The following is a 23,000-nucleotide window of genomic DNA, read 5'->3' on the forward strand; positions in this document are numbered from 1 at the left end:
CAGACCCGGTGACCTGCGCGCCTCCCCCGTCCGGGGGGCTTCTGCCGCGCGTCCGGAGGAACGCGGCGGTCAGTCGCCGCGTTCCTCCTCGCGCCGGGCGAGCCGGGCGAGGCGGTCGTTGTAGGCGGCGAGCTCGTCGTCGGCCGCGGAGCGCTCGCCGCGCGCGGCGGCGCGGTCGGCCCGGCGGTCCTCCCGGCGGGCCCGGCGCTGGTCGTCGAAGAACCACTGGAAGGCCAGGAAGATCAGCACGATGAAGGTCGGGATCTCGCCGAAGCCCCAGGCGATCGCGCCGCCGGTGTGCTGGTCCTGGAGGATGGAGGTGCCCCAGTCCGGGTGGACGGCGGTGTACCAGGCGCGCGCGAGCGGCGCCCCGAGGTTCATCAGGGCGATGCCGAAGAACGCGTGGAACGGCATCGTGACGAACAGCAGGATCAGCCGTCCCGGGTAGGGCAGCTTGTGCGGCGCGGGGTCGACGCCGATCAGCACCCAGTAGAACAGCGACCCGGACAGCAGGAAGTGCGACATCATCGCGATGTGCCCGAGGTGGTTGCGCATCGCGGACTCGAACAGCGGCGTGAAGTACAGCGCGAACGTGGACGCCACGAAGATGATCGTGGCCACGCCCGGGTGCGCGAAGAACGACACGTACCGCGAGTGCAGCAGCGCCGTCAGCCACTCGCGCGGGCCCCGGTCCCCGCGCACCCTGGCGGGCTTCAGGGCGCGCAGCGCCAGCGTCACCGGCGCGCCCACGACCAGGAAGATCGGGGTCAGCATGGACAGCACCATGTGCTGCACCATGTGGACGCTGAACAGGATCGGCGCGTACTTGGCGACGCCGGTCTCGGTCACCGCGACGATCGTCAGCAGCCCGACGAACCAGGACACCGTCCGGCCCATCGGCCAGGAGTCGCCGCGCCGCCGCAGCCGCAGGACGCCCGCGACGTACACGAAGCCGAGGACGATCACGAGCGCGGCGAAGAAGAAGTCGAACTGCCACAGCGTGGCGAGCCGCGCCGGGCCGACCTCGGGCGGGAGGTCGTAGCCGATCAGCGACTTGACCGTGCTCTCGATCTCCGAGGGCGCGGGCGGCGCGGTGCGCGCGAGCGCGACGGCCAGGCCCATGGCGGCGGCCATCACGGCGGCCTCGACGGACGCGAACCTGGCGAACGCCCTTGCCTCGCCCTTCTCGATCCGGGTCAGCGTCCGCTCGCGGTGCCACCAGCCGAACCAGCCGAGGACGGCGAACGCGACGATCTTGCCGAGGGCGAGCCGTCCGTAGTCGGTGTCGAGCAGCTGGGCCGGGTCGGGCAGCCGGGCGATCACGTTGACCAGCCCGGACGCGCCGACGATCACGTAGCACCAGAGCGCCATCCGGCTGAACCGGGCGGCCATGACGCCGAGCCCGTCGCGTCCGGCGAGGGCGTGCGCGGCGAGGATCGCGAGCCCGCCGACCCACGGCGCGACGGCCCCGACGTGCAGCGCGACGCCGGTCACCGCGACCGAGTGGTTCGCGGCGGACGCCGAGTGCCCGGTCAGCGGCGCGGGCAGCAGCGCGACGATCGCGAGCGCGAGCAGCCCGAACGCGGCGGCGGGCGTGGTCGTCGTCCGCGACAGCAGCGCGACCACGACCGTGATCAGCACGACCAGCATGAGGGCCGTGCCCTGCGGGAGCTGCCCGACGTACGAGCTGAGCTCGCTGCCGGTGACGATGTCGCCGACCGGCTGCCCGAGGACGTCCGAGACGGTGAACACCAGGTTCGCGGCGGCCGCGGCGGCCCAGAGCGCGGCCAGCCAGGACGCACCGCGCAGGTAGCCGAGCGCGGAGGCCGACAGCGACGGCTTGCCGGAACCGCCCGCGCCGGTCATCGGCAGCAGCGCCGTGGCGGCGATCAGCGCGCCCACGGTCAGCGCGGCGGCCAGGTCCATGACCAGGCGGGAGAAGGGCAGGCCCCACCGGGTCAGCGCGCCCGCGTCCCCCAGCCCGGGGATGATCTTCTCGGTGACGGCGCCGCCGAGGACCAGCGCCGCGACGAGCACGGCGACGGCCGCCACCAGGGCGGCCAGGGCCGCGCGGGCGACCCGGAGAGTGCTTGCGTTCACGATCTCCTACTCACCGGAGGAGGGGTGCTTGCGCTTGGCGCGGGAGACGATCAGGACGCCGATGCCGATCCCGAGCAGCGCGCCGACACCGATCATCACCCAGCGGGCCGCGCCGTTCGAGGACTCCTTCGCCTCGGCCTTGGGCGAGCTCCGCACGCTCGCCCCCACGGGCGGGGTGCCCGGGGACGCGGCGTTCGGAGCGGCCGTCGGGGCGCCGCCGGTCGGCTGGGCGCCCACGGCCGTGAAGGTCAGGTCGGAGCCCTCGATGCGGTGGCCGTCCGCGCCGACGACGGCGTAGGAGACGGTGTAGTCGCCGGACGGCAGCGGCCCGGTCAGCTTCTGCGTGACCTCGGCGCCGCCGCGCCGGGCGTCCCCGGCCTGGTACTCCTTGCCCGCCTTGTCCTTGACCAGGACCTTCGCGAAGCCGATCCGGTCGCTGAACACCAGCTTCACCTCGGTGACCGAGGCGGCGGTGGCGTTCTTGCCCGGGGTGCTGCCCACCAGGCGGGTGTGGGCCAGCGCCGGTGTGGTCAGCAGCGCGCCGAACGCCGTCGTCAGCACCGTGACCAGCGCGGCGAGCAGGCCGAGCCGGCGCGGGATGGAGGTCTTCATGGCGGGACCGGAGTTCTCCAGAGTCGAATCGATATGAGCCTCCACCACCCTACTGACGCTCCGCGATGGCCGTGCTCCGGGTCGTTGATCAACGTCCCGGAGCGCGCCGGGTCACACGCCGCCGCGCAGGCGGACCGCACGCGGTCACACGACGCCGGGCTCGGTCAGACGGTGCCGAGGACGTGGGCGCGGCCGTGGCGGGCGAACTCGGCGCGGACGGCCTCGGCGGTCGCGGCGTCCAGGGGCTCGTAGGCCAGGTCCCGGCCCGGACGCCACCAGACGCCGCCGCTCGCGTCCGCAGCGCCGCCCGTGCCTGCGGGGCCGTCCCAGCGTTGGCGGCGGAGGGGCCGCTTGTCGACCTTGCCGGTCGCGGTGAGGGACATGGCCGGGACGATCCGGACGAACTTCGGGGCCCACTTCGTCCCCAGGTCGGGCTGGGCGGCGAGGAAGGCGGCGAAGGCGTCCGGCTCGAAGGGGCGTCCGTCCGCCAGTTCGAGGGCGGCCATGACCTGGTCGCCCGTCCGGGGGTCGGGGACGGGGTAGACGGCGCACATGACGACCGGGTCCCAGCGGGCCAGGACGCGTTCGACCGGCGCGGCGGCGAAGTTCTCGCTGTCCACGCGGAGCCGGTCGGCGGTCCGTCCGGCGAAGTAGAGGTAGCCGCCCGCGTCGCGGTAGCCGAGGTCCCCGCTCCAGTAGAGGCCGTCGCGGACGCGCTCGGCGTCGGCCTCGGGGTTGTTGTAGTAGCCCTCGAAGGACGCGGCGACGTTGAGGCCGACGAGCTCGCCGATGGCGTCGTCCGGGTTGCGCAGGGTGCCGTCCGGGGCGAACCGGGCGGGCGGGCACTCCGCGCCGGTCCCGGGGTCCAGGACGGCGACCTCGATGCCCGGCCGCGGCACGCCCAGGGCGTCCGGCGGGGTGCCCGGGACCTTGTGGATCGCGATCGCGCCCTCGCTGGAGCCGTACCCCTCGATGATCCGGCAGCCGAAGCGCGCGCCGAACCGGGCCATGTCCTGGGCGGACGCCTCGGTGCCGAACGCGGAGACCAGCGTGTTCTCGGCGTCGTCCGGGCGTTCGGGGGTGGCCAGGACGTAGGCCAGGGCGCGTCCGACGTAGTTGAAGTAGGTGACGCCGTACCTGCGGACGTCCGGGAGGAAGCCGGACGCGGAGAACCGGCGGCGCAACGCGACCGCCGCGCCCTCGTGGACGGCCATCGCGAGGTTCGCCATGACCGAGTTGCCGTGGAAGAGCGGCATCGCCGCGTAGGTGACCGAGTCGGGTCCGATCCCCATGTTGGACGCGTTGGCCCCGATGTCCGCGAGTCGTCCCTGCCCGCACGAGACGGCCTTCGGCGCGCCCGTCGAGCCGGACGTGAACAGCAGGAGCAACCGGTCGGACGGGTCGGCGGGCTTCACCGCCTCGTCCTCGTCCGCGCCCGCGGGAAGCGCGTCCCGGTAGGCGGCGGAGTCGACGCGGTGGACGGGGACGCCGAGGTCCAGGCCGTCCAGCAGCGGGGCGTGCGCGGCGTCGGTGATGATCAGGTCGCAGTCGGTGTGCCGGATGTCGGCGGCGAGCCCGGCGCCGCGCCGGGTCGGGTTGATCCCGACGAGGGTGCAGCCCGCGAGCGCGGCGGCCCCGATCCAGAACACGAACTCGGGGACGTTCTCCAGCAGCACGCCGACGTGCCGGGCGCGGCCGTCCGGGGCCGGGCGGAGGCCCGTCGTCCAGGCCGCCCGGGCGCGGGCCGCCCGGACCACCTCGTCCCAGGTGTACGCGTCGTCCTCGAAGAGCAGGCCCCGGCGGGGGTCCCCGGACCGCGCGAGCAGCGTCTCGGCGAAGGTCGCGTGCGGCACGCCCCGAGCGTGTCACCAAGCGATCGCTTGGTCAACAGCGTGCCGGAGGACCCCGCGTCCTCACCCGCAGTCGCAGCACCCGCAGTCGCAGTCACAGCCGCAACACCCGTCGTCACAGCAGTTGCAGCAGTCGCCGCAGCCGCCGCAGCCCGAGCAGTCGCAGTTGTCACAGCAGTGCCGGGTGCACCAGCAGCGTTCCTCGCACGGATGGCCCGCGTACTCGGCCCACTCCGGCTGGAACACCCCGCAGGTCACGCAGACGAGCGTCCCGGTGAAGCAGGGGATCGGCAAGCCCGGACGCGGCGGCTTCGGCTTGTGCCTGCCGCGCCCGAACCCCGCGCCTCCGGGGAACCAGCCGCCCCCGCCTCCCCCGCCGCCACCGTGCGGCGGCTGGCCGGGCGGCGGGCCGTACCCCTGGCCGAAGCCCGGCTGCGGCGCCTGGCCGGGGTACTGAGCCTGCGGGTACTGCTGCGGATACTGCTGCCCCTGCGGGTACGGCTGCTGTCCGCCGGGCGGCGGGTACTGGCCGGGCGGCGGGGGCGGGTACTGACCGTGGACGGACTCCGGGCCCTTCTGCGGGGCCTTCTGTGGGTCCTTGTGCGGGACCTTGCACGAGCGGGCGTGCTTGCGCCGCGCCTCGGGGTACGGGTCGAAGACGCTGTCGACCGTGCGCCCGATCTCCCGGTTCAGCAGGGCCCGGACGAGCTGCGGCTTCTCCATCTCGACGTCCGCCAGGGCCAGCCGCAGGCCGCGCAGGGCGTCGTCGCAGACGCGGCGCGCCTCGGCCGGGGACGTCCCGGTCGCGAGCAGCGGGTTGAACGCGCCGGTGGCGGCGTCCTCGCCGATGTCCTCGACGGCGTCGATCAGGTGCGCGAGACGTCCGAAGAAGCGTCCCGCCTCCGACAGCGCCTCGGCGTTGCCCTCGCGACCGGCGATGACGGCCGTGTGCGCGAACACCGCGGCGGTCGCGGTCTCGGTGGGCTCGGTCAGCTCCAGCAGCCCGAGCCCGGCCGCGCGCTCCAGCTCGGGCTGGCGGGCGACGGCGTCGCGCAGCACGGACGGATCGAACCCGACCGCCGCGCCGGTCCGCCCGCCCGCCTCGTCCCAGCGGTCGGCCATCCGGGACGCCGCCGCCGCGACCAGGCGGCGCGCGTACGGGCCGTCCCCGTCCGCCACGTGGTCACGGGTCTTGCCCGCCGCGAGCAGCAGGGACGCGGCGGCGGCCAGCCGCGCGCCCTCCGCCTGCGCCCGCACGACCCGCGCGCCCCGCATCCCGCGCAGCGCGCACGGACCGGCGGCGCGGCGGGGCGAGGTCTCCGGGGCCTGCGCCTCGACCAGCACCGAGACGATCAGCCCGTCGTAGTTGGTGACGACGCGGGCGGCCTGGCCGTGCTCGCGCCGCAGGGTCAGGCACAGCCCGCACAGGTGCGCCATCCAGTCCTCGAACAGCCTGCCCCGCAGCACATGACGACAGGGCCGCACCACACCGAACATCCCCGGACCTCTTCCCCCGCGGCCGATTTCCCCCACGGCCGAACGCCTCACGACATGCGTCGCACCACGCATGTCGCGCGACATTATGCCGGGAAGGGGACACCAGAGATCAAGACCCGGAACCGGCCGGGAATCAGACTCCGGCGCAGGCCAGCGCGCGCCCGTAGGCGGCGATCCGGTCGTCGTCCGGGGAGCCGTTCTCGGCGAGCAGCTCGGCGAGGTCGAACCAGGTCTGCGCGGCCTGCCGGGACGACTCCATCCGCTCCAGGCAGGACGCCGCCCGGGCCAGCGACGCGGTCGCCCGCCCCCGCTCCCCCAGCCGGACGCACGCCTCGCCGAGGACGGTCAGCGCGACCGCCGTGGCCCGGCGCGGCGCGTCCCCGAGCAGGTCGAGGGCCTCCTCGGCGCGGGCGACGGCCTCCGCCGGACGGCCCGTCGCGGTCTCGGCGCGGGCCAGCTCGGTCAGGCACCACGCCACGTCCAGCTCCCCGGCGGCGCTGGCGTTGATCTCGCCGCGCACCCGGGCGAGCAGGTCGCGGGCGCGTCCGGCCTGGTCGGGACGCGCGCGCAGGAGCAGCCCGGCGTAGTTGACCCGCAGCCGGGCCAGGTTGCGCAGGTCGCCGTCCGGCGCGCCGTCGGTCTCGCCGAACTCCCCGGCGATCTGCAGCGCGCGCTCGGCCAGCTCGACGCCCTCCTCGTAGGCGCCGCGCACCTCGGCGACGAACGCGGCCTCCCAGTACGCGGCGACCCGCGCGGCCGGGCCCGCGCCGCGGTCGGCGCGCTCGACCAGCTGCGCGGCGAGCTGACGCGCGCGCACGAGGTCGCCGCGCTCGATGAACGCCGCCAGCAGCGCGGCCCCCAGGTGGACGGCCGAGTCGGTGGTGTCGGCGCCGGTCGCGGCGAGCTGGCGCAGCGCGTCCTCGGCGACGCGGACGCCCTCGCTGATGTCGCCGCGCTCGCGCAGGCACCGGCTCAGCGCGACGTGCACGCGGGTCCACTGGTCGGGGTCGTGCTCGGCGGACGCCTTGCCGCTCAGCGCGCGCAGCTCCCCGATGGCCTGCTCCAGGTCGCCGGACGCCTCCAGCGCCAGCGCGTGGCCCCACCGGGCCTGGTGCAGCATGTCCGGCAGGGCGACCGCGTCCGGGCTGGCGAGGACGTCGGCGAACCGGGCGCGGGCCTCGGCCGCGGCGCCGTTGCGCAGCGCGATCTCGGCGTAGTCCAGGGTGACCCGCAGCTCGTCCACCACGTCCTCGCCGACCCCGCTGACCAGGTACGTCGGCGAGCAGCTCAGCTTGGTCGCGAGCAGGTCCACCACGCTCGGCGCGGGCACCCGCTTGTCGCTCTCGATCAGCGAGATGTAGCTGTCGGACAGCTCGGGGTACGCGAGCTGGGCCTGGCTCATGCCCTGCCGGATGCGCAGCGCCCGGATCCGCTGCCCCAGTGTCTCCCGATCCATGTTCGAACCACCCGCCTGCCAGGTCCCCCCCGCGCCGTGCGCCGCACGTCGCATGGGAAGAAAACGTGTCGATCTTCCAGTCTGCCCGGATCGCGCCCGGTCAGGGTCCGGATTCAACGGATCCGGACCCTCCCGTTCCGCCTCACGGCAGGCTATAGCGGACACCCCCCTCCGCGCCGCCCCCGCGCGCCCCCTCGGCCGGACGCCCCGGCTCCTGCTGTACTAGCGGTCATGAGCGTGTCCACCCATGTCCTCGACACCGGCAGCGGGACGCCCGCGGTCGGCGTGCCCGTCCGGCTCGACCACTACGACGCGGAGAACTGGCGACTCGTCCGGGAGGGCGAGACCGACCCGGCGGGCCGCTGGGACCTGTCGTCCCCCCTGCCGGGTGAGGAGGCCGTCCCGGCGGAGGAGGACGAGCCCGGCCGGGCCCCGGAGGAGGTCCCGGAACTGGCTCCGGGGACCTACCGGCTGCGGTTCGGGTCGGGCCGCTACTACGCCGCCCGGGACGCCGAGTCGTACTACCCCGAGATCACGATCATCTTCCTCGTGACGGGGACCGGGCAGCGGCACCACGTCCCGCTGGCCCTCGGGCCGTTCGGCTACTCCACCTACCGGGGCGCCTGACCTGGCGGAACACGGCGTGCGCCCGTTTCTCGAAGGGGACGTTCAGGTAACCTTCCCGTAACACCGTTCCGACTAATCTGTGCAGGCCGCAGACGTGATTCTGTGCGCACCGAATCCATCCAGCCCGATCCCCGCACCGGAGCACGCCTGATGTCGCAAGCCACCCTCCATGACACGCCGCCTCCCGGCGGGCGCGGCCCGCTGGACCGCGTCTTCGACCTGACCGGACGGCGGACGACGGTCGCGCGCGAGCTGCGCGGCGGTGTCACCACGTTCTTCGCGATGGCCTACATCATCCTGCTCAACCCGATCATCCTGGGCGGGGCGAAGGACGTCACGGGCGCGCAGCTGTCGATCCCGCAGCTCACCACGATGACCGCGCTGTCGGCGACGATCGCGACGATCATCATGGGCCTGGTCGGGAACGCTCCGATGGCGGTGGCCTCCGGGCTCGGCATCAACGCGGTCGTGGCCTTCCAGGCCGCGCCGGTGATGACCTGGGCGCAGGCGATGGGCCTGGTGGTGATCGAGGGCATCGTGATCGTGCTGCTCGCGGTCACCGGGATCCGGGAACGGATCATGCACGCGATCCCGCTCGCGCTCAAGCACGCCATCGCGGTCGGCATCGGCGCGTTCATCGCGCTGGTCGGCCTCTACGACGCCAAGTTCATCAGCTCCAGCGCGACGAGCCCGCCGCTGGCGCTCGGCACCGGCGGCAAGCTCATGGGCTGGCCCGCGGTGGTGTTCGCGATCGCGCTCGTCCTGATGATCGTCCTTTACGTGCGGCGGGTGCCGGGCGCGATCCTCATCGGCATCGTCGCCGCCACCGTGGTCGCGGTGATCGTCCAGGCCAACGCCAAGGTGCCCGCGGAGGGCTGGGGCGTGGTCGTCCCGGACGTCCCGGAGAAGTTCTTCGCCACCCCCGACTTCGGCCTGCTGTTCAACGTGGACGTGTTCGGCGGCTTCGGGCGGGCCGGGTTCATCACCGCGCTGGTCGTCCTGTTCACCCTGGTGCTGTCCGGGTTCTTCGACGCGATGGGCACGATCCTCGGCCTCTCGGACGAGGCGGGCCTGGTGAACGAGAAGGGCGAGGTCCCCAACCTCGGCAGGATCCTCACCATGGACGGCCTGTCCGCCGCGCTCGGCGGCCTGACCAGCTCGTCCGCCAACACCGTGTTCGTCGAGTCGGCGGCCGGCATCGGCGAGGGCGCGCGCACCGGCCTGGCCAACATCGCCACCGGCGCGCTGTTCGCGGTCACGCTGTTCCTCACCCCGCTCGCCGCGGTGGTCCCGGCACAGGCCGCCGCGCCCGCCCTGGTGCTGGTCGGCGCGCTGATGATGACGCAGGTCGCGAAGGTCACCTGGGACGACCTGGACATCGCGATCCCGGCGTTCCTGACCATCGTGTTCATGCCGTTCACCTACTCGATCACCAACGGCATCGGCGCGGGCGTGGTCGCCTACACCCTCATCAAGCTGGCCCGCGGCAAGATCCGCGAGACGCACTGGCTGATCTGGGTGATCGCGCTGATCTTCCTCGCCTACTTCGGGCTGCACCCCATCGAGGAAGTGCTCGGCGTCAAATAGTGGCGTCCTGACGTGCACAGGGGGTAGGGAAGTAACGAAGCGCTGACCCCCGGCGTGAAAGGCGTGGCTGCCCGTGTCCCTGCCCGAGCCCCCCGGTGAGCCTCCCCCGCGCGGTCACGTGCTCCTCGCGCCCGACCGGTTCCGGGGGGCGCTCGGCGCCGTCGAGGTGGCCCGGCGGCTCGCCGCCGGGCTGCGCCTCGCCCGGCCGGACGTCCCGGTCGTGGAACTGCCCGTGTCCGGCGGCGGGGACGGCACCGTCGAGGCCGCCGTCGCCGCCGGGTTCCGCCGGATCGAGGTGAAGGTCTGCGGCCCGGCCGGACGGCCCGTCACCGCCGCGCTGGCCTTCGACGGCCGGTGCGCGGTGGTCGAGATCGGCGAGGCGGCGGGCCCCCGGGGACTCCCGGACGGCCCGCCGCGCCCGTTGTCGGCCACCAGCCTCGGCGCCGGGCAGCTGATCGTCCACGCGCTCCGGCTCGGCGCCCGCCGGATCGTCCTCGCCGCGGGCTCCAGCGCCGCCCCGGACGGCGGCGCGGGTCTCTTCCAGGGCCTCGGCGGCCGGCTGCTGGACGGCCTCGGCCGCGAACTCCCGCTCGGCGGGGCCGCGCTGCGCTCCCTGCACGCGCTCGACCTGCGCGGCGTGCCGGACCTCTCCGGCGTCACCATCACCCTCGTCGGCGACACCGGCCGTCCGCTGCTGGGCCGGGCGGGAGCGGTCGCGTCCGTCCTGTCGAGCGGGTATCCGGGCGGCGCGGTGGGCGGGGTCCCGGCCGGGGGCGGGTCCGCGCAGGGGCTGGGACGGGCGCAGGCGCGGATCCTGGAGGCGGGGCTGCGGCGGTGGGCCGACCTCGCCGAGTCCGTGACGCGCCGCCGGGCGCGGGAACTGCCCGGCGCGGGCGCGGCGGGCGGGGCGGGGTTCGCGGCGCTGGCGCTGCTCGGCGCGACCGTCGAGTCCGGGCCCGGGACCGTCCTCGACCTGGTCGGTTTCGCGGGCCGGGCGCGCGGCGCGCGGCTGGTCGTGACCGGCGCGGAGACCATCGACGCCGGAACGCTGCGCGGCGGGGTCGCCGCCTCGGTGGCGCGGGCCGCGGCGCGGGCGGGAGTCCCCGCCGTCGCCGTCGTCGGACGGCGCGGACTCACCGGCGAGCGCCTCCGCCGGGCCCGGATCCAGGCCGTGTACGCGCTCACCGACATCGACCCGGCGCTCGCCCGCACCCCGAACGCCGCGGGCCCCCTCCTGGAGCGCCTCACGGTCGCCGTCGCCGACGAGTGGCTGCCACCCCGGGGTTCACGCCTCTGAGCGTGCGGAGTAGCGTTTACATACTGTCAGCGGATTCGGGAATGACTATACAGACTGGACATGGCAACCAGGTGTCGGCTGCCCCCACTCTTGAGGCGTACCAGCTGGTCACATACCTGTCAGCGTTGACGGAGGGCAACATGAAGGTCGGCGTTCCTCGCGAGATCAAGAACCATGAATACCGCGTCGCCATCACTCCCGCCGGGGTGCACGAACTGACCCGGCACGGCCATGAGGTGTTCGTGGAGCGCGGCGCCGGCGAGGGTTCGGCGATCCTCGACGACGACTACACCTCGGCCGGGGCCAAGATCCTGGAGAGCGCCGACGAGGTGTGGGCCGAGGGCGACCTGATCCTCAAGGTCAAGGAGCCCATCGCCGCCGAGTACCATCGGATGCGGCAGGGCCAGACCCTGTTCACCTACCTGCACCTCGCCGCGTCCCGCGAGTGCACCGACGCGCTGCTGTCGGCGGGCGTCACCGCGATCGCGTACGAGACCGTCCAGCTGGCCGACCGGTCGCTGCCGCTGCTCGCCCCGATGTCGGAGGTCGCGGGCCGCCTCGCCCCGCAGGTCGGCGCGTACAACCTCATGCGCTTCAACGGCGGCCGGGGCGTGCTGCCCGGCGGCGTCCCGGGCGTCTCCCCGGCCAAGGTCGTCGTCATCGGCGGCGGCGTGTCCGGCATCAACGCGGCGCAGGTCGCGGTCGGCATGGGCGCGGACGTCACCATCCTGGACGTCAACGTCGACCGGCTCCGCCAGATCGACGCGATCTACCAGGGCCGCCTGAAGACCCAGGTCTCCAACGCGTACACGATCGAGCAGGAGTGCCGGGCCGCCGACCTGGTGATCGGCGCGGTGCTGATCCCGGGCGCGAAGGCCCCCAAGCTGGTCTCCAACGCGCTCGTCGCGCACATGAAGCCCGGCTCGGTGCTGGTCGACATCGCGATCGACCAGGGCGGCTGCTTCGAGGACTCGCGTCCCACCACGCACGCCGACCCCACCTTCAAGGTGCACGAGTCGATCTTCTACTGCGTCGCGAACATGCCGGGCTCGGTGCCGAACACCTCCACCCACGCCCTCACCAACGTGACGCTGCCCTACGCGGTCGCCATCGCGAACAAGGGCTGGAAGGACGCCCTGATCGCCGACCGCGCGCTCGCCCTCGGCCTCAACACCCACGCGGGCAACCTGATCTACGAGCCGGTCGCCGAGGCGCACGGCCTGAACCACGTGACGCTGGAGTCCGTCCTCGCCTGACGCCTCCGCCGCACGTGCTCGTCGAGCACGACCCCGCGCCTCACGCGCCCGCGCGTAGTGGCGTCCCGACGGCCCGCGCCCGCACGCCTCCTCACCCGAGGCGTCCGGACGCGGGCCGTCCCGCGTCCGGGTGGGCGCGGGGGGTGATGGCGCGGGTGCGGATGGTCATGTGACGGCCCACACGGGCCTAAAAGGCGCATCCAGGATGCAAGTTCTCCTACGCTTTGACCATGCGGCTGACGAAGGCGACCGACCTCGCGCTCCGCGTGGTGATGAGCCTCGCGGCGACCGACCCCGAGCCGAGCACGGCCCGGCGGATCGCCGACGAGATGCGCGTCCCGTACAACCACCTCGCCAAGGTGGTGGCGCGGCTGCAGCGGATGGGGATCGTCGAGACCCGGCGCGGACGCGGCGGCGGGCTCTGCCTGACCGACGCGGGTCGTGACGTGTCGATCGGACGGCTCGTCCGCGACCTGGAAGGGGTCGGGGACGTCGTCGACTGCGAGGGCGACGTGCCGTGTCCGCTCCGGCAGGCGTGCCGGCTGCGGTCCGCGCTCCGCCGGGCGCAGGAGGCGTTCTACGCCTCGCTGGACGCGGTCACGCTCGCCGATCTGGTCACCGCGCCGACCGGCCCGGTCCTGCTCGGACTCGTCGGCCGTCCCCCCTCCGGATAGCCCGATCCCGGGCGCCCCGCTCCCCCGCCCCCGCACGCCGTTGAATCAGTAGATCAAATACCAATTTGGAGGCGCCATGCTCTCCCCCCGGTCCACCGAGGTCGTCCGCGCCACGCTCCCCGTCATCGGCGGCGCGATCAACGACATCACCGCCGTGTTCTACCCGCGGATGTTCGCCGCGCATCCCGAGCTGCTGCGCGACCTGTTCAACCGGGGGAACCAGGCGGCCGGCACGCAGAAGCAGGCGCTGGCGGGGTCGATCGCGGCCTTCGCGACCGCGCTGGTGGAGCACCCGGACGTCCGCCCGGACGCGATGCTGGGCCGGATCGCGCACAAGCACGCGTCCCTCGGCGTCCTGCCCGAGCAGTACCCGATCGTCCACGAGCACCTGTTCGCCGCGATCGTCGAGGTGCTCGGCGACGCGGTCACCGAGGAGGTCGCCGCCGCCTGGGACGAGGTCTACTGGCTGATGGCGAACGCGCTCATCGAGATCGAGCGGCGGCTGTACGCCGGGCAGGGCGCGACGTCCGGCGGCTCCTGGCGGCCGTGGGTCGTCGCCGAGCGCGTCGAGGAGACCGGCGCCGTCGCGACGTTCCGGCTGCGTCCGGCCGACGACGCCGAGGTCGCCCCGTTCCGGGCGGGCCAGTACGTGTCGGTGCGGGTTCCGCTCGAGGACGGCGCGCGCCAGATCCGGCAGTACAGCCTGACCGACGCCCCCGGCGCCCGGGAGCGGACGATCACCGTGAAGCGGGAGGAGGGCGACCCGGCGGGCGAGGTCTCCAACCGGCTGCACGACACCGTCCGCGTGGGCGACACGCTCGAGCTGTCGGCCCCCTACGGCGACCTGGTGCTGGACGACGCGGACGGCCCGGTGCTGCTCGCGTCCGCGGGCATCGGCTGCACCCCGATCGTCGCGATGCTCAAGCGGCTGGTCGAGGACGGGCACGAGGCCCCGGTGATCGCCGTCCACGGCGACCGGACGCGCTCCGGGCACGCCCTGCGGGACGAGCGCGCCACCCTGATCGGCAAGCTCGCCGAGGGCTCGGACCTCACCTGGTACGAGACCCCGGAGCAGCCCTGGCCGGCCGAGCGCACCGGCCTCGTGGACCTGTCCGGCGTCGAGCTGCCGGAGGGCCTGCGCGCCTACCTGTGCGGGCCGCTGCCGTTCATGCGGGCCGTCCGGACGCAGCTGATCGACGCGGGCGTCCCGGCGTCGGCGATCCACTACGAGGTGTTCGGCCCCGACCTGTGGCTCGCCTCCGCCTGACCCTAGGCTGTCCCTTATGGGGGAACTGATCATCCTTAGGCACGGCGAGACCGAATGGAGCCGGGACCTGCGGCACACGGGACGCACCGACATCCCGCTGACCGCCAGGGGCGAGGAGCAGGCGCGCGCCCTGGTCCCGGCCCTTTCGGAACTGCGTCCGGTGCGGGTCGTCGCCAGCCCGGCCGAGCGGGCGCGGCGCACCGCCGTGCTCGCCGGTCTCACCGTCGAACAGACCGACCCCGACCTGTGGGAGTGGGACTACGGCGGCTACGAGGGGATCACCAGCACCACGATCCGCGAGACCCGTCCCGGCTGGTACCTCTGGGACGACGGTGTGATCCCCGGCGACTCCGCGCACCCCGGCGAGACGGTCGGGCAGGTCGGCAAGCGCGCCGACGACGTCCTCGGCCGGGTCCGTCCGCTGCTGGCCGAGGGCGACGTCGTCCTCGTCGCGCACGGGCACGTGCTGCGCGTCCTCACCGCCCGCTGGCTCGGCCTGGACCCGGCCGAGGGCCGCCTGTTCGCGCTGGCCACCGGCACCGTCTCCACCCTCGGGGCCGAACACGGCCGTCCGGTGATCACATCCTGGAACGTCCCTCCGAAGTAGCGGGTAAGATACCCCTCGGGGGGTATCCCCTCGGGGGTATCGTGGCCGAACCCCCGCACCGCCGGCGACTGTGAGGACGAGATGGCGACGAGCGAGACACCCACCCGCGGCTACACCGCCACCAAGGACCAGCTGGGAACGCGGCTGCGCCGCATCGAGGGGCAGGTGCGCGGCATCGAGCGCATGGTCGAGGACGACCGGTACTGCATCGACATCCTGACCCAGATCAGCGCGATCCAGGCCGCCCTGGACAAGGTGGCCCTCGGACTACTGGACGGACACGTCCGGCACTGTGTGGCCGAGGGTTCACACGAGGGCAAGTCCGAGGAGATGTCCACGGAGCTGATGGCCGCCGTGGGTCGCATCATGCGACGCGGGTGACCCAGTTTTACCCTTTTCATCATTAAGTAGGCGAAATATCCCTTGAAGTTCGGCATCTGAAGTGCTGCCCTGAGGGGAGCGTGTGAACTTCGACGGGTCCCGGGATCCCTCCCGGGACCCCGACCAGGGGGCCTTTCGCCATGGCCGACGACCGGCTGACCGGCGCCGCGCGACCCGACGCCTCATCCGACACCTCGTCCGACGCTCCGCCTGACGGGAAGCCGGGCGGCGCGTCCGGAGGCCCGGGCGCTCCGCCCGGCGACCGGCTGGACCGCCAGACGATCATTCTGGGCCTGGTGGTGGTCTGCGGCACCGTCATGGCGATCCTCGACACCACCATCGTCAACGTCGCGCTGCGGACCCTCGGACGGGACTTCCACGCCGACCTCGGCACGATCCAGTGGGTCGTCACCGGCTACCTGCTCGCGCTCGCCATGGTCATCCCGCTGACCGGCTGGGCCATCGACCGGTTCGGCGGACGCCGCGTCTGGATGACGTCGATCGTCCTGTTCGTCCTGGGGTCGGCGCTGGCCGGACTGTCCTGGAACGTCGGCTCGCTGATCACCTTCCGGGTGGTGCAGGGCCTCGGCGGCGGCATGCTGATGCCGACCGGGATGGCGATCCTGACCATGGCCGCCGGGCCGAGCCGGATGGGCCGCGTGATGAGCATCGTCGGCGTCCCGATGCTGCTCGGGCCCGTGTTCGGGCCGGTCATCGGCGGCTACCTCGTCGAACGCGCCGACTGGCGCTGGATCTTCTTCGTGAACCTGCCCGTCGGGCTCCTGGCGCTCCTGCTGGCCTGGTGGAAGATCCCCGGCGGACGGCCCCGGGAGGACGGCGCGGCCCTCGACGTCCGCGGCATCCTGCTGCTGTCGCCCGGGTTCGTCCTGCTGATCTACGGGCTGTCGACGGCGAGCGGGAACGGCGGGTTCGGACAGGCGTCCACGATCGCGTGGCTGACCGCCGGGGCCGTGCTGGTCGCCGCGTTCGTCGTGCACGGCGCGCTGCGCGGCGGCAAGGCGCTGATCGACGTCCGGCTCTACCGGAACCGGACGTACGCGACCGCGTCCGCCGTGGCGTTCCTGGTCGGGACCGTCCTGCTCGGCTCGATGCTGCTGATCCCGCTGTACTACCAGATCGGACGCGGCCAGGGCGCGCTCGAAGCCGGGCTGCTCATGGCCCCGCAGGGCCTCGGCGCGGCCACGTCCATGCCGTTCGCCGGGATCCTCACCGACCGGCTCGGCGCGGGCCGGGTCGTCCCGTTCGGGATCATCCTGCTGACGCTCGGGACCGTCCCGTTCACCCAGCTCCACGCCGACACCTCGTTCTGGCTGCTCGGCATCGCCATGTTCGTCCGCGGTCTCGGCATCGGCGCGACGATGATGCCGTCCATGTCCGCGGCCGTCGCCACCCTCGCGCGGACGGCCGTCCCCCGGGCGACCAGCGCGCTCAACATCGTCGTCCAGCTCGGCGGCTCGTTCGGCACGGCCCTGCTCGCCGTCGTCCTGTCACGCCAGCTCGCCTCGAACCTCCCGGCCGCGGCGCGCGGCGCGTCCGGCGGCACCACCATGGGCGGCGACATCCCGCCCGCGGTCCGGCACCTGCTCGCCCCGCACCTGGCCACGGCCTTCTCCACCACGTTCTGGGTGGCCCTCGGCCTCGGCGCGGCGCTCATCCTCCCCGCGCTCCTCCTCCCCCACCGGGGACGGCGAAGCGGCGACGACGCCCCGCCGGTGATCGGAGGCTAGGAGGCCGGCCGCGAGGTCAGGAGGCGACGCGGCTAGGAGGCGACGGCCCACAGGGACGGGTCGGTGGCGTGTTCGCGCGTGAGTTCCCGGGCCCGGCGGGCGTCGGGGCTGTAGCGGTACCGCTCGGGGACGACCCGGGTCGTCCGGTAGAGGCCCTTGAGGGTGAGGGTGGCGGCGAGGTCGGACGTCGGGAGACCCGGCAGCCCGTACTTGCGGCGGGCCCAGCGCGGCAGCGTCGAGACGACGAGGACGCCGAGGGCGGGCGCGGCGAGCTTGAGGGGCATGAGCCTGCTCGGGAGGGCCGGGTTGAACATGCGCCGGAAGCCGTCCTTCGCCTCGTCGCAGGCCCAGACGCGGCGGCGCATGCCGGCGTAGTAGTCGCGCATCTCGGCGACCGAGGACGGGACGTCCGCCGGGTCGAGGCCGACGACGGCGGCGGCGCGGCGCTGCTCGTCCACGAACCGGTCGGCGTCGGCGCGGCTCAGCGGGACGCCGGAGCGGCGCGCGACGTCCAGGTAGGAGTCGACCTCGCCCATGTGCACCCAGAGCAGGCTCTCCGGCTCGTCCACGGGGAACACCTCGCCGGTGCGCGGGTCGGCGCCGGTGAGCCTGGAGTGGATCTTGCGGACGCGGCGTCCGACCCGTTCGACCTCGTCGTGCGTGCCGTAGGTGCGCACCCGGACGAACTCGACCGTCCGGCCGAGCCTGGCCCACGCGGTGGCCGGGTCCATGAGCTCGGAGTTCTGCGCGGTGCCCCACATCGAGTGCGGGTGCAGCGCCTGGAGCAGCAGCGCGCGGATCCCGCCGACGATCAGCACCGGCTCGCCCATCACCCGCCAGGTGACCGACCCCGGCCCGAACAGCCCGAAGTCCTCGCGAGGCGCGTCCACCACCATGCCGGACGCGGTTCCGGTCGCCGTCTCAGGTGCCACGTCGGGTGCCGCGCCGGATGTCGCGTCGGGTGCCATCGCCCGCTCCTCTCCGCGCCGTCCTCGAGCCGGGCGGCGCCGCTCGCACGCCTTCGAGGAAACCACGTCCGGCGGTGCAAGTACTCACTTATTTCCCGGATATGGCGGGACTCACACCGACCGGGCGATCACGGCGGACGGGCGGGAAGGAGGAGGGTTCAGACCTCTTCGGGCTCGGGTTCGGGCGGGCCGGTCTGCTCGGCGACCCAGGCGAGGTAGTCCATGCTGCCCGCGACGACCGGCGTGGCGATGATCTCCGGGGTGTCGTAGGAGTGCTCCTCGGTGATGAGGCTGGCGAGCTCGTCGAACCGGTCGACGGTGGTCTTGAAGACCACCATCCACTCCTCGGCCGCCTCGATCTCGCCCTCCCACCAGTAGGTGCTGGCGACCGGGCCGACCAGCTGCGCGCAGGCGGCCAGCCGCTCCGAGACGGCGGACTTCGCGAGTTCCGCCGCCTCCGAGCGTGAGTCGGTGGTCGTGGTCACCTGGACGTACGCATCGGCCATGACCTGCTCCTTCCCCCGTGCACCGATCGTAGCCGGACGACTCCAGATCACTTCGCCGGCCTTACCACCAGTGCGCTTCCGCCGTGCCTGCGGACGGGCTCGGCGACCGCCCGGACCAGCCCGGGCGACAGGAACTCCAGGCCCGTGGCAGCGCCGATCTGCCCGGCCGGCGGACCCGGCCACAGCACGATCTGGTGACCCTTGGCCGACAGCGCCTGCCCGTACCGGTCGATGAACGCCTGCTCGGCGAACACCTGCGGCGTGTTGCGGTCGGTCGCGCGCGGCGCGGCGAGCGCGTCCGGGAGGTTCATGCCGAGGTCGAGCCGGTTCAGCAGGATCTGCAGGACGGTCGTGATGATCGTCGAGCCGCCGGGGGTGCCGACCGCGAGCAGCGGGCGGCCGTCCTTCAGCACGATCGTCGGGGACATGCTGCTGCGCGGACGCTTCTCCGGGCCCGGCACGTTCGGGTCGGCGGGCTTGCCGGGGGCGGGCGGCTGGAAGCTGAAGTCGGTCAGCTCGTTGTTGAGCAGGAACCCGCGTCCGGGGACGGTCAGCGCGCTGCCGCCGAACTGCTCGATCGACAGCGTGTAGGACGCGACGTTCCCCCACCGGTCGGCGACGACGAGGTGGGTGGTCTGCGGCCCTTCCTGCGTGAGCGTCCGGATTGGTGCGGCGGGCTGGGCACACGGGTGGTAGTCCCCGTCCGGGCTGCCCGGCGCGACGGGAGCGGGCGCGGCGGCGTCCGGCTTGATCTGGCAGGCGCGCTCGCGGGCGAAGCCCTTCGAGAGCAGCTCCCTGACCGGGACGTTCACCTTGTCGCTGTCGCCGATGTAGGCGCCCCGGTCGGCGTAGGCGAGCTTGGACGCCTCCAGGTAGTAGTGCAGGGCGCTGACCGGGTCCTTCGGGCTGAGCTTGTAGTTGCCGAGGATGTTCAGCGCCTCGCCGACCGTGATCCCGCCGGACGAGGACGGCGCCATCCCGTACACGTCCACGCCCCGGTACTTCACGTGCGTCGGGTCGCGCCACACCGGCTTGTAGGCGGGCAGGTCGGCGTCCGCCATCAGGCCCGGCCGGACGTTGCGGGTGGCGTTCGGGTCCTTCGGCGGATGCTGGACGGTCCGGACGACCTCCTTGCCCAGCTCGCCGCCGTACAGCCAGGACGGCCCGCGCTTGGCGAGTTCCTTGTAGGTCCGGGCGAGGTCGGGGTTGCGGAAGGTGGAGCCGACCGCCGGGAGCTTCCCGCCGGGCAGGAACAGCTCGCGCGTCGGGACGATGTCGCGGAACCGCGCCTCGTTCGTGGCGGTCTGGTCCTGGAACTCCTGGTCGACCGTGAAGCCGTGCTCGGCGACGCGGATCGCGGGCCGGAGGAGGGAGGCCATGGAACGCGTCCCGAAGCGGCGCAGCCCGGTGTCCCACTGCGCGAACGTGCCGGGGACGCCGACCGAGAGTCCGCTGGTCACGGCCTCGTCGAAGGACAGCGGCTTCCCGGTGTCCGGGTCGATGAAAGAAGTGTCCCTCATCGCCTTGGGGGCCTTCTCGCGTCCGTCGATCGTGGAGACACGGCGAGTGCGGGCGTCGTAATAGGTGAAGAAGCCGCCGCCCCCGATCGCCGCGACGTAGGGCTCGGTGACGCCGAGGGTCGCGGTGGCCGCGACGGCGGCGTCCATCGCGTTGCCGCCCTTGCGCAGGACCTCGAGCGCGCTGCGGCTGGCGTCCAGGTCGACGGTCGAGACCGCGCCGCCGTAACCGGTCGCGACGGCCTGCTTGCCGTCCGACGGACGCTGCGTCTTCGCCGGGGCCGTGGGCGCGGGCGCGGCGGTGGCCTGGCCGGGTGCGGCCAGCGCCGCGACGACCGCCGCGACGGCGGTGACCGCGACGACCTGGCGCCCGTGACCGGCCGGGCGGACGCGCGCGAACACGGCGTCGTTCAGAGGACGGAACGGACGCGCGAACACGCGGGTGCTGGGACGCGGACGTGGGCGTACGCTGCGACGAAACGGCGCGGGGAACGACACAGGACCTCCTCCGGAACCGGCGTTCCCAACCGTGTCACCGATCTCGCCCGAATGCCAGCGTCCCGACCGACCCTGGACGTACCACCCGTCCGCCCGGTGGTCGCGCCGCTCTCGTCCCACCTCACGAATCTCAGGGAAATCATTGCGGTTTCGCCTGTTCGTGGTGAATTGTGGGCCCTTCAAGCAGTGCTGTCTCGCGAACAGCGGCGCGGGTTCAGGCCCTGGGGAAACATCGCCTAAGACCTGGGACTTCGCCATGCCCAACAACATGTTCCGCCGGCTTCCGGTGGAGCGCGCGACCGGAGAGATGCACGGGGGCCGCCACCGGCTCCGCGTCGTGTACCGCACCCGCGACCTGATCGTGCTCGGCCTCGGTGTGATGGTCGGCTCCGGCATCTTCAAGATCTCCGGACAGCTCGCCGCGCAGACCGCCGGACCCGCCGTGATCGTCTCGTTCGTGGCGGCCGGGATCGTGTGCCTGCTGGCCGCGCTGTCCTACGCCGAGCTGTCGTCGATCATCCCGGTCGCGGGCAGCGCCTACTCGTTCAGCTACGTCGCGTTCGGCGAGGTCTGGGCGTGGGTCGTCGGCTGGTCGCTCATCCTGGAGCTGCTGCTCGCCGCGTCCGTCATCGCGCGCGCGTGGTCGCTGTTCGCCACGCAGACGCTGCACGACTTCAGCGTCCCGATACCGGGCGCGCTCGGCGGCGTCATCGGGCAGGAGAAGGGCTTCGACGTCTTCGCGCTCGGCATCCTGCTGCTCATCGTCGCGATGCTGGCGATCGGGGGCCGGATGAGCATCCGGTCGCTGTGGTTCATGGTCCTGGCGAAGCTGATCGTCATCGGGCTGCTCATCGCGACGGGCCTGAAGTTCTTCGCCCCGCACAACCTGACGCCGTTCGTCCCGCCCACGAAGGCCGCGCCGGACGACAGCGCCCAGACCGTCCTGGACGCGCTGACGGGCGCGGTCACGGGCAGTTCGCCGCACGTGTTCGGCATCTGGGGCATCCTCGCCGCGACCCCCGCGATCGTGTTCGCCTACATCGGCTTCGACCTCATCGCGACGGCCGCCGAGGAGACCGACGACGCCCCGCACCGTGTCCCGCGCGGCATGATCGCGTCGCTGTGCATCGCGGTCGTGCTGTACCTGGGCGTCGCGGTCACGATGCTCGGCATGGTCCACTACAACCGCCTCGACCCGGCCAAGCCCGCGCTCAGCAACGCGTTCGGGATGGTCGGGGCCAGCTCCATGGGCAAGATCGTGGATGTGGGGGCCGTCCTGGGCCTCACCACGGTCATCCTGGTGGTGCTGATCAGCCTCACGCGCGTGCTGTTCTCGATGTCCCGGGACGGCCTGCTGCCCCGCCAGATCTCCGGCATCGGACGGTACCGGGTGCCGACCCGGGCGACGCTGGTCGCCGGGGCCGCGGCCGTGCTGATGTCGCAGACCATCAACGTCCTGACGCTGGAGCACATGGTCGTCATCGGGACGATGTTCGCGTTCCTGTTCGTGGCCGCCTCCGTGCTGCGGCTGCGGCGCGACCAGCCCGACCTGCACCGTCCGTTCCGGGTCCCGGCGGCGCGGCTGACGGCCGTGGTCACGATCATCCTGGTGGCGTGGCTGATGCTGAACCTGGAGCTGCGGACGTGGGCGTACTTCGGCATCTGGATGGCCGCGGGAATGGTGCTGTACCTGGTCTACGGACGACGTCGCAGCCAGCTGAAACTCCTGCTGGAGCAACCCCCGCCCGCCCGCATCTCCATGCCGTACCCGGTCCCGGCACCTTCGGGCGCCCCCATGGCCGCGCCCGCGCCGATGGGCGGCCCTGCCATGCCCCCCATGTCATCTGGGGCTGGGGCTGTGCCTGGGCCGTCCGGGCCAATGGCGACGGGGCCGATGGCGACGGGGTCCTACCCGTCCGACGCGATGGCCGCCGCGTCCCCGCACGGTTCCTTCAACGCGCCACCCCCGCAGTACGAACGGCAGCAGTACGACCGTCCGGCGGTCGAGACTCCGCCGAGCCGCGACCCGTTCGAGGTCCCGCCGCAGCGGCGGGCACAGCAGGAGAACTACGGATCGCAGGGCGGCAACTACTACCAGGACGGTGAGGACGTCATCGGCCTCGGCTACGGCCACCCGTCCACCCCCAACCGCCGCCCTCCCACCGACCCGCGCGGTGCGAGTGACCCGCGCCCGTCGGGACGGTATGCGACCGGCGGCCAAACCGGCGGATATCCGATGCCTCCGCAGACGACCGGCCCCTACCCTGCCCCGCATCACCAGACGGGCGAGAACCCGTCTCCTTCGGGACCGCACGGAACGGGTGGGTACGCCATGCCGGGGGACGATCCGTACAGCTCAGGCTCCGGACGGCATCGCAGCGGTGGCGCGGACGCGGACCGCCCCGACCCGTCCGCCGAGGACCCGAACCTCCCACCCAACGGTGGCCGCTACCGCCGCTGACGCTTTGTCAGCACCGTCTCCGGACGAGGCGGAGACCCGCATCGCCTGGTGCGCGGGTCTCCGCCTGGATCCGGACTCCGCCGAACGCCGG

At 73.1% G+C, this 23,000-nt stretch carries 18 protein-coding genes; 10 read left to right on the top strand and 8 right to left on the bottom strand.

Annotated features, from left to right (window positions below):
• Window positions 1-69: 69 nt before the first annotated feature.
• The 5 genes from P696_RS0107000 to P696_RS0107020 all read right to left on the bottom strand — a co-directional run bounded on the left by P696_RS0107000 (window position 70) and on the right by P696_RS0107020 (window position 7,515).
• Window positions 70-2,100, bottom strand: a complete 2,031-nt coding sequence (locus tag P696_RS0107000) for a bifunctional copper resistance protein CopD/cytochrome c oxidase assembly protein (protein ID WP_034483377.1) — start codon at window positions 2,098-2,100, stop codon at window positions 70-72.
• Between the two features lie 6 nt (window positions 2,101-2,106).
• Entirely contained in the window at window positions 2,107-2,712 is a 606-nt protein-coding gene (locus tag P696_RS52110) for a copper resistance CopC family protein (RefSeq protein WP_051467006.1), read from the bottom strand.
• Between the two features lie 164 nt (window positions 2,713-2,876).
• A complete protein-coding gene (locus P696_RS0107010) occupies window positions 2,877-4,565 on the bottom strand; it encodes an AMP-binding protein (RefSeq protein WP_026411771.1) in 1,689 nt (562 codons plus the stop codon).
• A 60-nt stretch (window positions 4,566-4,625) separates the two neighbouring features.
• Window positions 4,626-6,059: a DUF5685 family protein gene (locus P696_RS0107015; protein ID WP_026411772.1), complete on the bottom strand. Its 1,434-nt coding sequence runs from the start codon at window positions 6,057-6,059 to the stop codon at window positions 4,626-4,628.
• Window positions 6,060-6,192: 133 nt separating this feature from the next.
• Window positions 6,193-7,515, bottom strand: a complete 1,323-nt coding sequence (locus tag P696_RS0107020) for a helix-turn-helix domain-containing protein (RefSeq protein ID WP_026411773.1) — start codon at window positions 7,513-7,515, stop codon at window positions 6,193-6,195.
• A 231-nt stretch (window positions 7,516-7,746) separates the two neighbouring features.
• Between P696_RS0107020 and uraH the strand changes: the two genes are divergently transcribed.
• The 9 genes from uraH (at window position 7,747) to P696_RS43820 (ending at window position 16,959) form a co-directional block, all read left to right on the top strand.
• Window positions 7,747-8,142 carry a hydroxyisourate hydrolase gene (uraH, locus tag P696_RS0107025; RefSeq protein WP_026411774.1) on the top strand — a complete coding sequence of 132 codons (396 nt, stop codon included), beginning with the start codon at window positions 7,747-7,749 and terminating at the stop codon, window positions 8,140-8,142.
• A gap of 150 nt (window positions 8,143-8,292) precedes the next feature.
• A complete protein-coding gene (locus tag P696_RS0107030) occupies window positions 8,293-9,729 on the top strand; it encodes an NCS2 family permease (RefSeq protein ID WP_026411775.1) in 1,437 nt (478 codons plus the stop codon).
• Between the two features lie 73 nt (window positions 9,730-9,802).
• Window positions 9,803-11,026, top strand: coding sequence for a glycerate kinase (locus P696_RS0107035; protein ID WP_245627540.1), 1,224 nt, complete (start codon window positions 9,803-9,805; stop codon window positions 11,024-11,026).
• 140 nt (window positions 11,027-11,166) lie between these two features.
• The gene (gene ald / locus P696_RS0107040; protein WP_026411777.1) at window positions 11,167-12,282 is read left to right on the top strand and encodes an alanine dehydrogenase; all 1,116 of its coding nucleotides are present in this window, start codon (window positions 11,167-11,169) and stop codon (window positions 12,280-12,282) included.
• Between the two features lie 230 nt (window positions 12,283-12,512).
• Entirely contained in the window at window positions 12,513-12,956 is a 444-nt protein-coding gene (locus P696_RS0107045; RefSeq protein WP_026411778.1) for an RrF2 family transcriptional regulator, read from the top strand.
• A gap of 76 nt (window positions 12,957-13,032) precedes the next feature.
• Window positions 13,033-14,223: a globin domain-containing protein gene (locus tag P696_RS0107050; protein WP_026411779.1), complete on the top strand. Its 1,191-nt coding sequence runs from the start codon at window positions 13,033-13,035 to the stop codon at window positions 14,221-14,223.
• Window positions 14,224-14,239: 16 nt separating this feature from the next.
• Complete coding sequence (locus P696_RS0107055; RefSeq protein ID WP_026411780.1) at window positions 14,240-14,830, top strand: histidine phosphatase family protein; 591 nt, start codon at window positions 14,240-14,242, stop codon at window positions 14,828-14,830.
• Window positions 14,831-14,911: 81 nt separating this feature from the next.
• Window positions 14,912-15,211 carry a metal-sensitive transcriptional regulator gene (locus P696_RS0107060; RefSeq protein WP_026411781.1) on the top strand — a complete coding sequence of 100 codons (300 nt, stop codon included), beginning with the start codon at window positions 14,912-14,914 and terminating at the stop codon, window positions 15,209-15,211.
• A gap of 140 nt (window positions 15,212-15,351) precedes the next feature.
• A complete protein-coding gene (locus tag P696_RS43820; protein ID WP_084336914.1) occupies window positions 15,352-16,959 on the top strand; it encodes a DHA2 family efflux MFS transporter permease subunit in 1,608 nt (535 codons plus the stop codon).
• 32 nt (window positions 16,960-16,991) lie between these two features.
• Here the strand turns inward: P696_RS43820 and P696_RS0107070 are convergent, their stop codons facing one another.
• The 3 genes from P696_RS0107070 to ggt all read right to left on the bottom strand — a co-directional run bounded on the left by P696_RS0107070 (window position 16,992) and on the right by ggt (window position 20,388).
• Entirely contained in the window at window positions 16,992-17,927 is a 936-nt protein-coding gene (locus P696_RS0107070) for an oxygenase MpaB family protein (protein WP_245627541.1), read from the bottom strand.
• A gap of 158 nt (window positions 17,928-18,085) precedes the next feature.
• On the bottom strand, window positions 18,086-18,433 hold the full coding sequence (cutA, locus tag P696_RS0107075; RefSeq protein ID WP_026411783.1) for a divalent-cation tolerance protein CutA: 348 nt from the start codon (window positions 18,431-18,433) through the stop codon (window positions 18,086-18,088).
• Window positions 18,434-18,480: 47 nt separating this feature from the next.
• Window positions 18,481-20,388: a gamma-glutamyltransferase gene (ggt, locus tag P696_RS43825; RefSeq protein ID WP_245627542.1), complete on the bottom strand. Its 1,908-nt coding sequence runs from the start codon at window positions 20,386-20,388 to the stop codon at window positions 18,481-18,483.
• Between the two features lie 316 nt (window positions 20,389-20,704).
• Between ggt and P696_RS0107085 the strand changes: the two genes are divergently transcribed.
• Window positions 20,705-22,909 carry an APC family permease gene (locus P696_RS0107085; protein ID WP_026411784.1) on the top strand — a complete coding sequence of 735 codons (2,205 nt, stop codon included), beginning with the start codon at window positions 20,705-20,707 and terminating at the stop codon, window positions 22,907-22,909.
• The last annotated feature ends 91 nt before the right edge of the window (window positions 22,910-23,000 follow it).

Origin of the sequence: Actinomadura oligospora ATCC 43269, assembly GCF_000518265.1 — a bacterium.
Taxonomy (GTDB): Bacteria; Actinomycetota; Actinomycetes; order Streptosporangiales; family Streptosporangiaceae; genus Spirillospora; species Spirillospora oligospora.

Excerpts from the sequence above, each read along its gene's own strand:
- P696_RS52110 (WP_051467006.1), bottom strand. The coding sequence starts at position 2,712 with ATGAAGACCTCCATCCCGCGCCGGCTCGGCCTGCTCGCCGCGCTGGTC.
- P696_RS0107015 (WP_026411772.1), bottom strand. The coding sequence starts at position 6,059 with ATGTTCGGTGTGGTGCGGCCCTGTCGTCATGTGCTGCGGGGCAGGCTG.
- P696_RS0107020 (WP_026411773.1), bottom strand. The coding sequence starts at position 7,515 with ATGGATCGGGAGACACTGGGGCAGCGGATCCGGGCGCTGCGCATCCGG.
- uraH (WP_026411774.1), top strand. The coding sequence starts at position 7,747 with ATGAGCGTGTCCACCCATGTCCTCGACACCGGCAGCGGGACGCCCGCG.
- P696_RS0107030 (WP_026411775.1), top strand. The coding sequence starts at position 8,293 with ATGTCGCAAGCCACCCTCCATGACACGCCGCCTCCCGGCGGGCGCGGC.
- ald (WP_026411777.1), top strand. The coding sequence starts at position 11,167 with ATGAAGGTCGGCGTTCCTCGCGAGATCAAGAACCATGAATACCGCGTC.
- P696_RS0107045 (WP_026411778.1), top strand. The coding sequence starts at position 12,513 with ATGCGGCTGACGAAGGCGACCGACCTCGCGCTCCGCGTGGTGATGAGC.
- P696_RS0107050 (WP_026411779.1), top strand. The coding sequence starts at position 13,033 with ATGCTCTCCCCCCGGTCCACCGAGGTCGTCCGCGCCACGCTCCCCGTC.
- P696_RS0107055 (WP_026411780.1), top strand. The coding sequence starts at position 14,240 with ATGGGGGAACTGATCATCCTTAGGCACGGCGAGACCGAATGGAGCCGG.
- P696_RS0107060 (WP_026411781.1), top strand. The coding sequence starts at position 14,912 with ATGGCGACGAGCGAGACACCCACCCGCGGCTACACCGCCACCAAGGAC.
- P696_RS43820 (WP_084336914.1), top strand. The coding sequence starts at position 15,352 with ATGGCCGACGACCGGCTGACCGGCGCCGCGCGACCCGACGCCTCATCC.
- P696_RS0107070 (WP_245627541.1), bottom strand. The coding sequence starts at position 17,927 with ATGGCACCCGACGCGACATCCGGCGCGGCACCCGACGTGGCACCTGAG.
- cutA (WP_026411783.1), bottom strand. The coding sequence starts at position 18,433 with ATGGCCGATGCGTACGTCCAGGTGACCACGACCACCGACTCACGCTCG.
- P696_RS0107085 (WP_026411784.1), top strand. The coding sequence starts at position 20,705 with ATGCCCAACAACATGTTCCGCCGGCTTCCGGTGGAGCGCGCGACCGGA.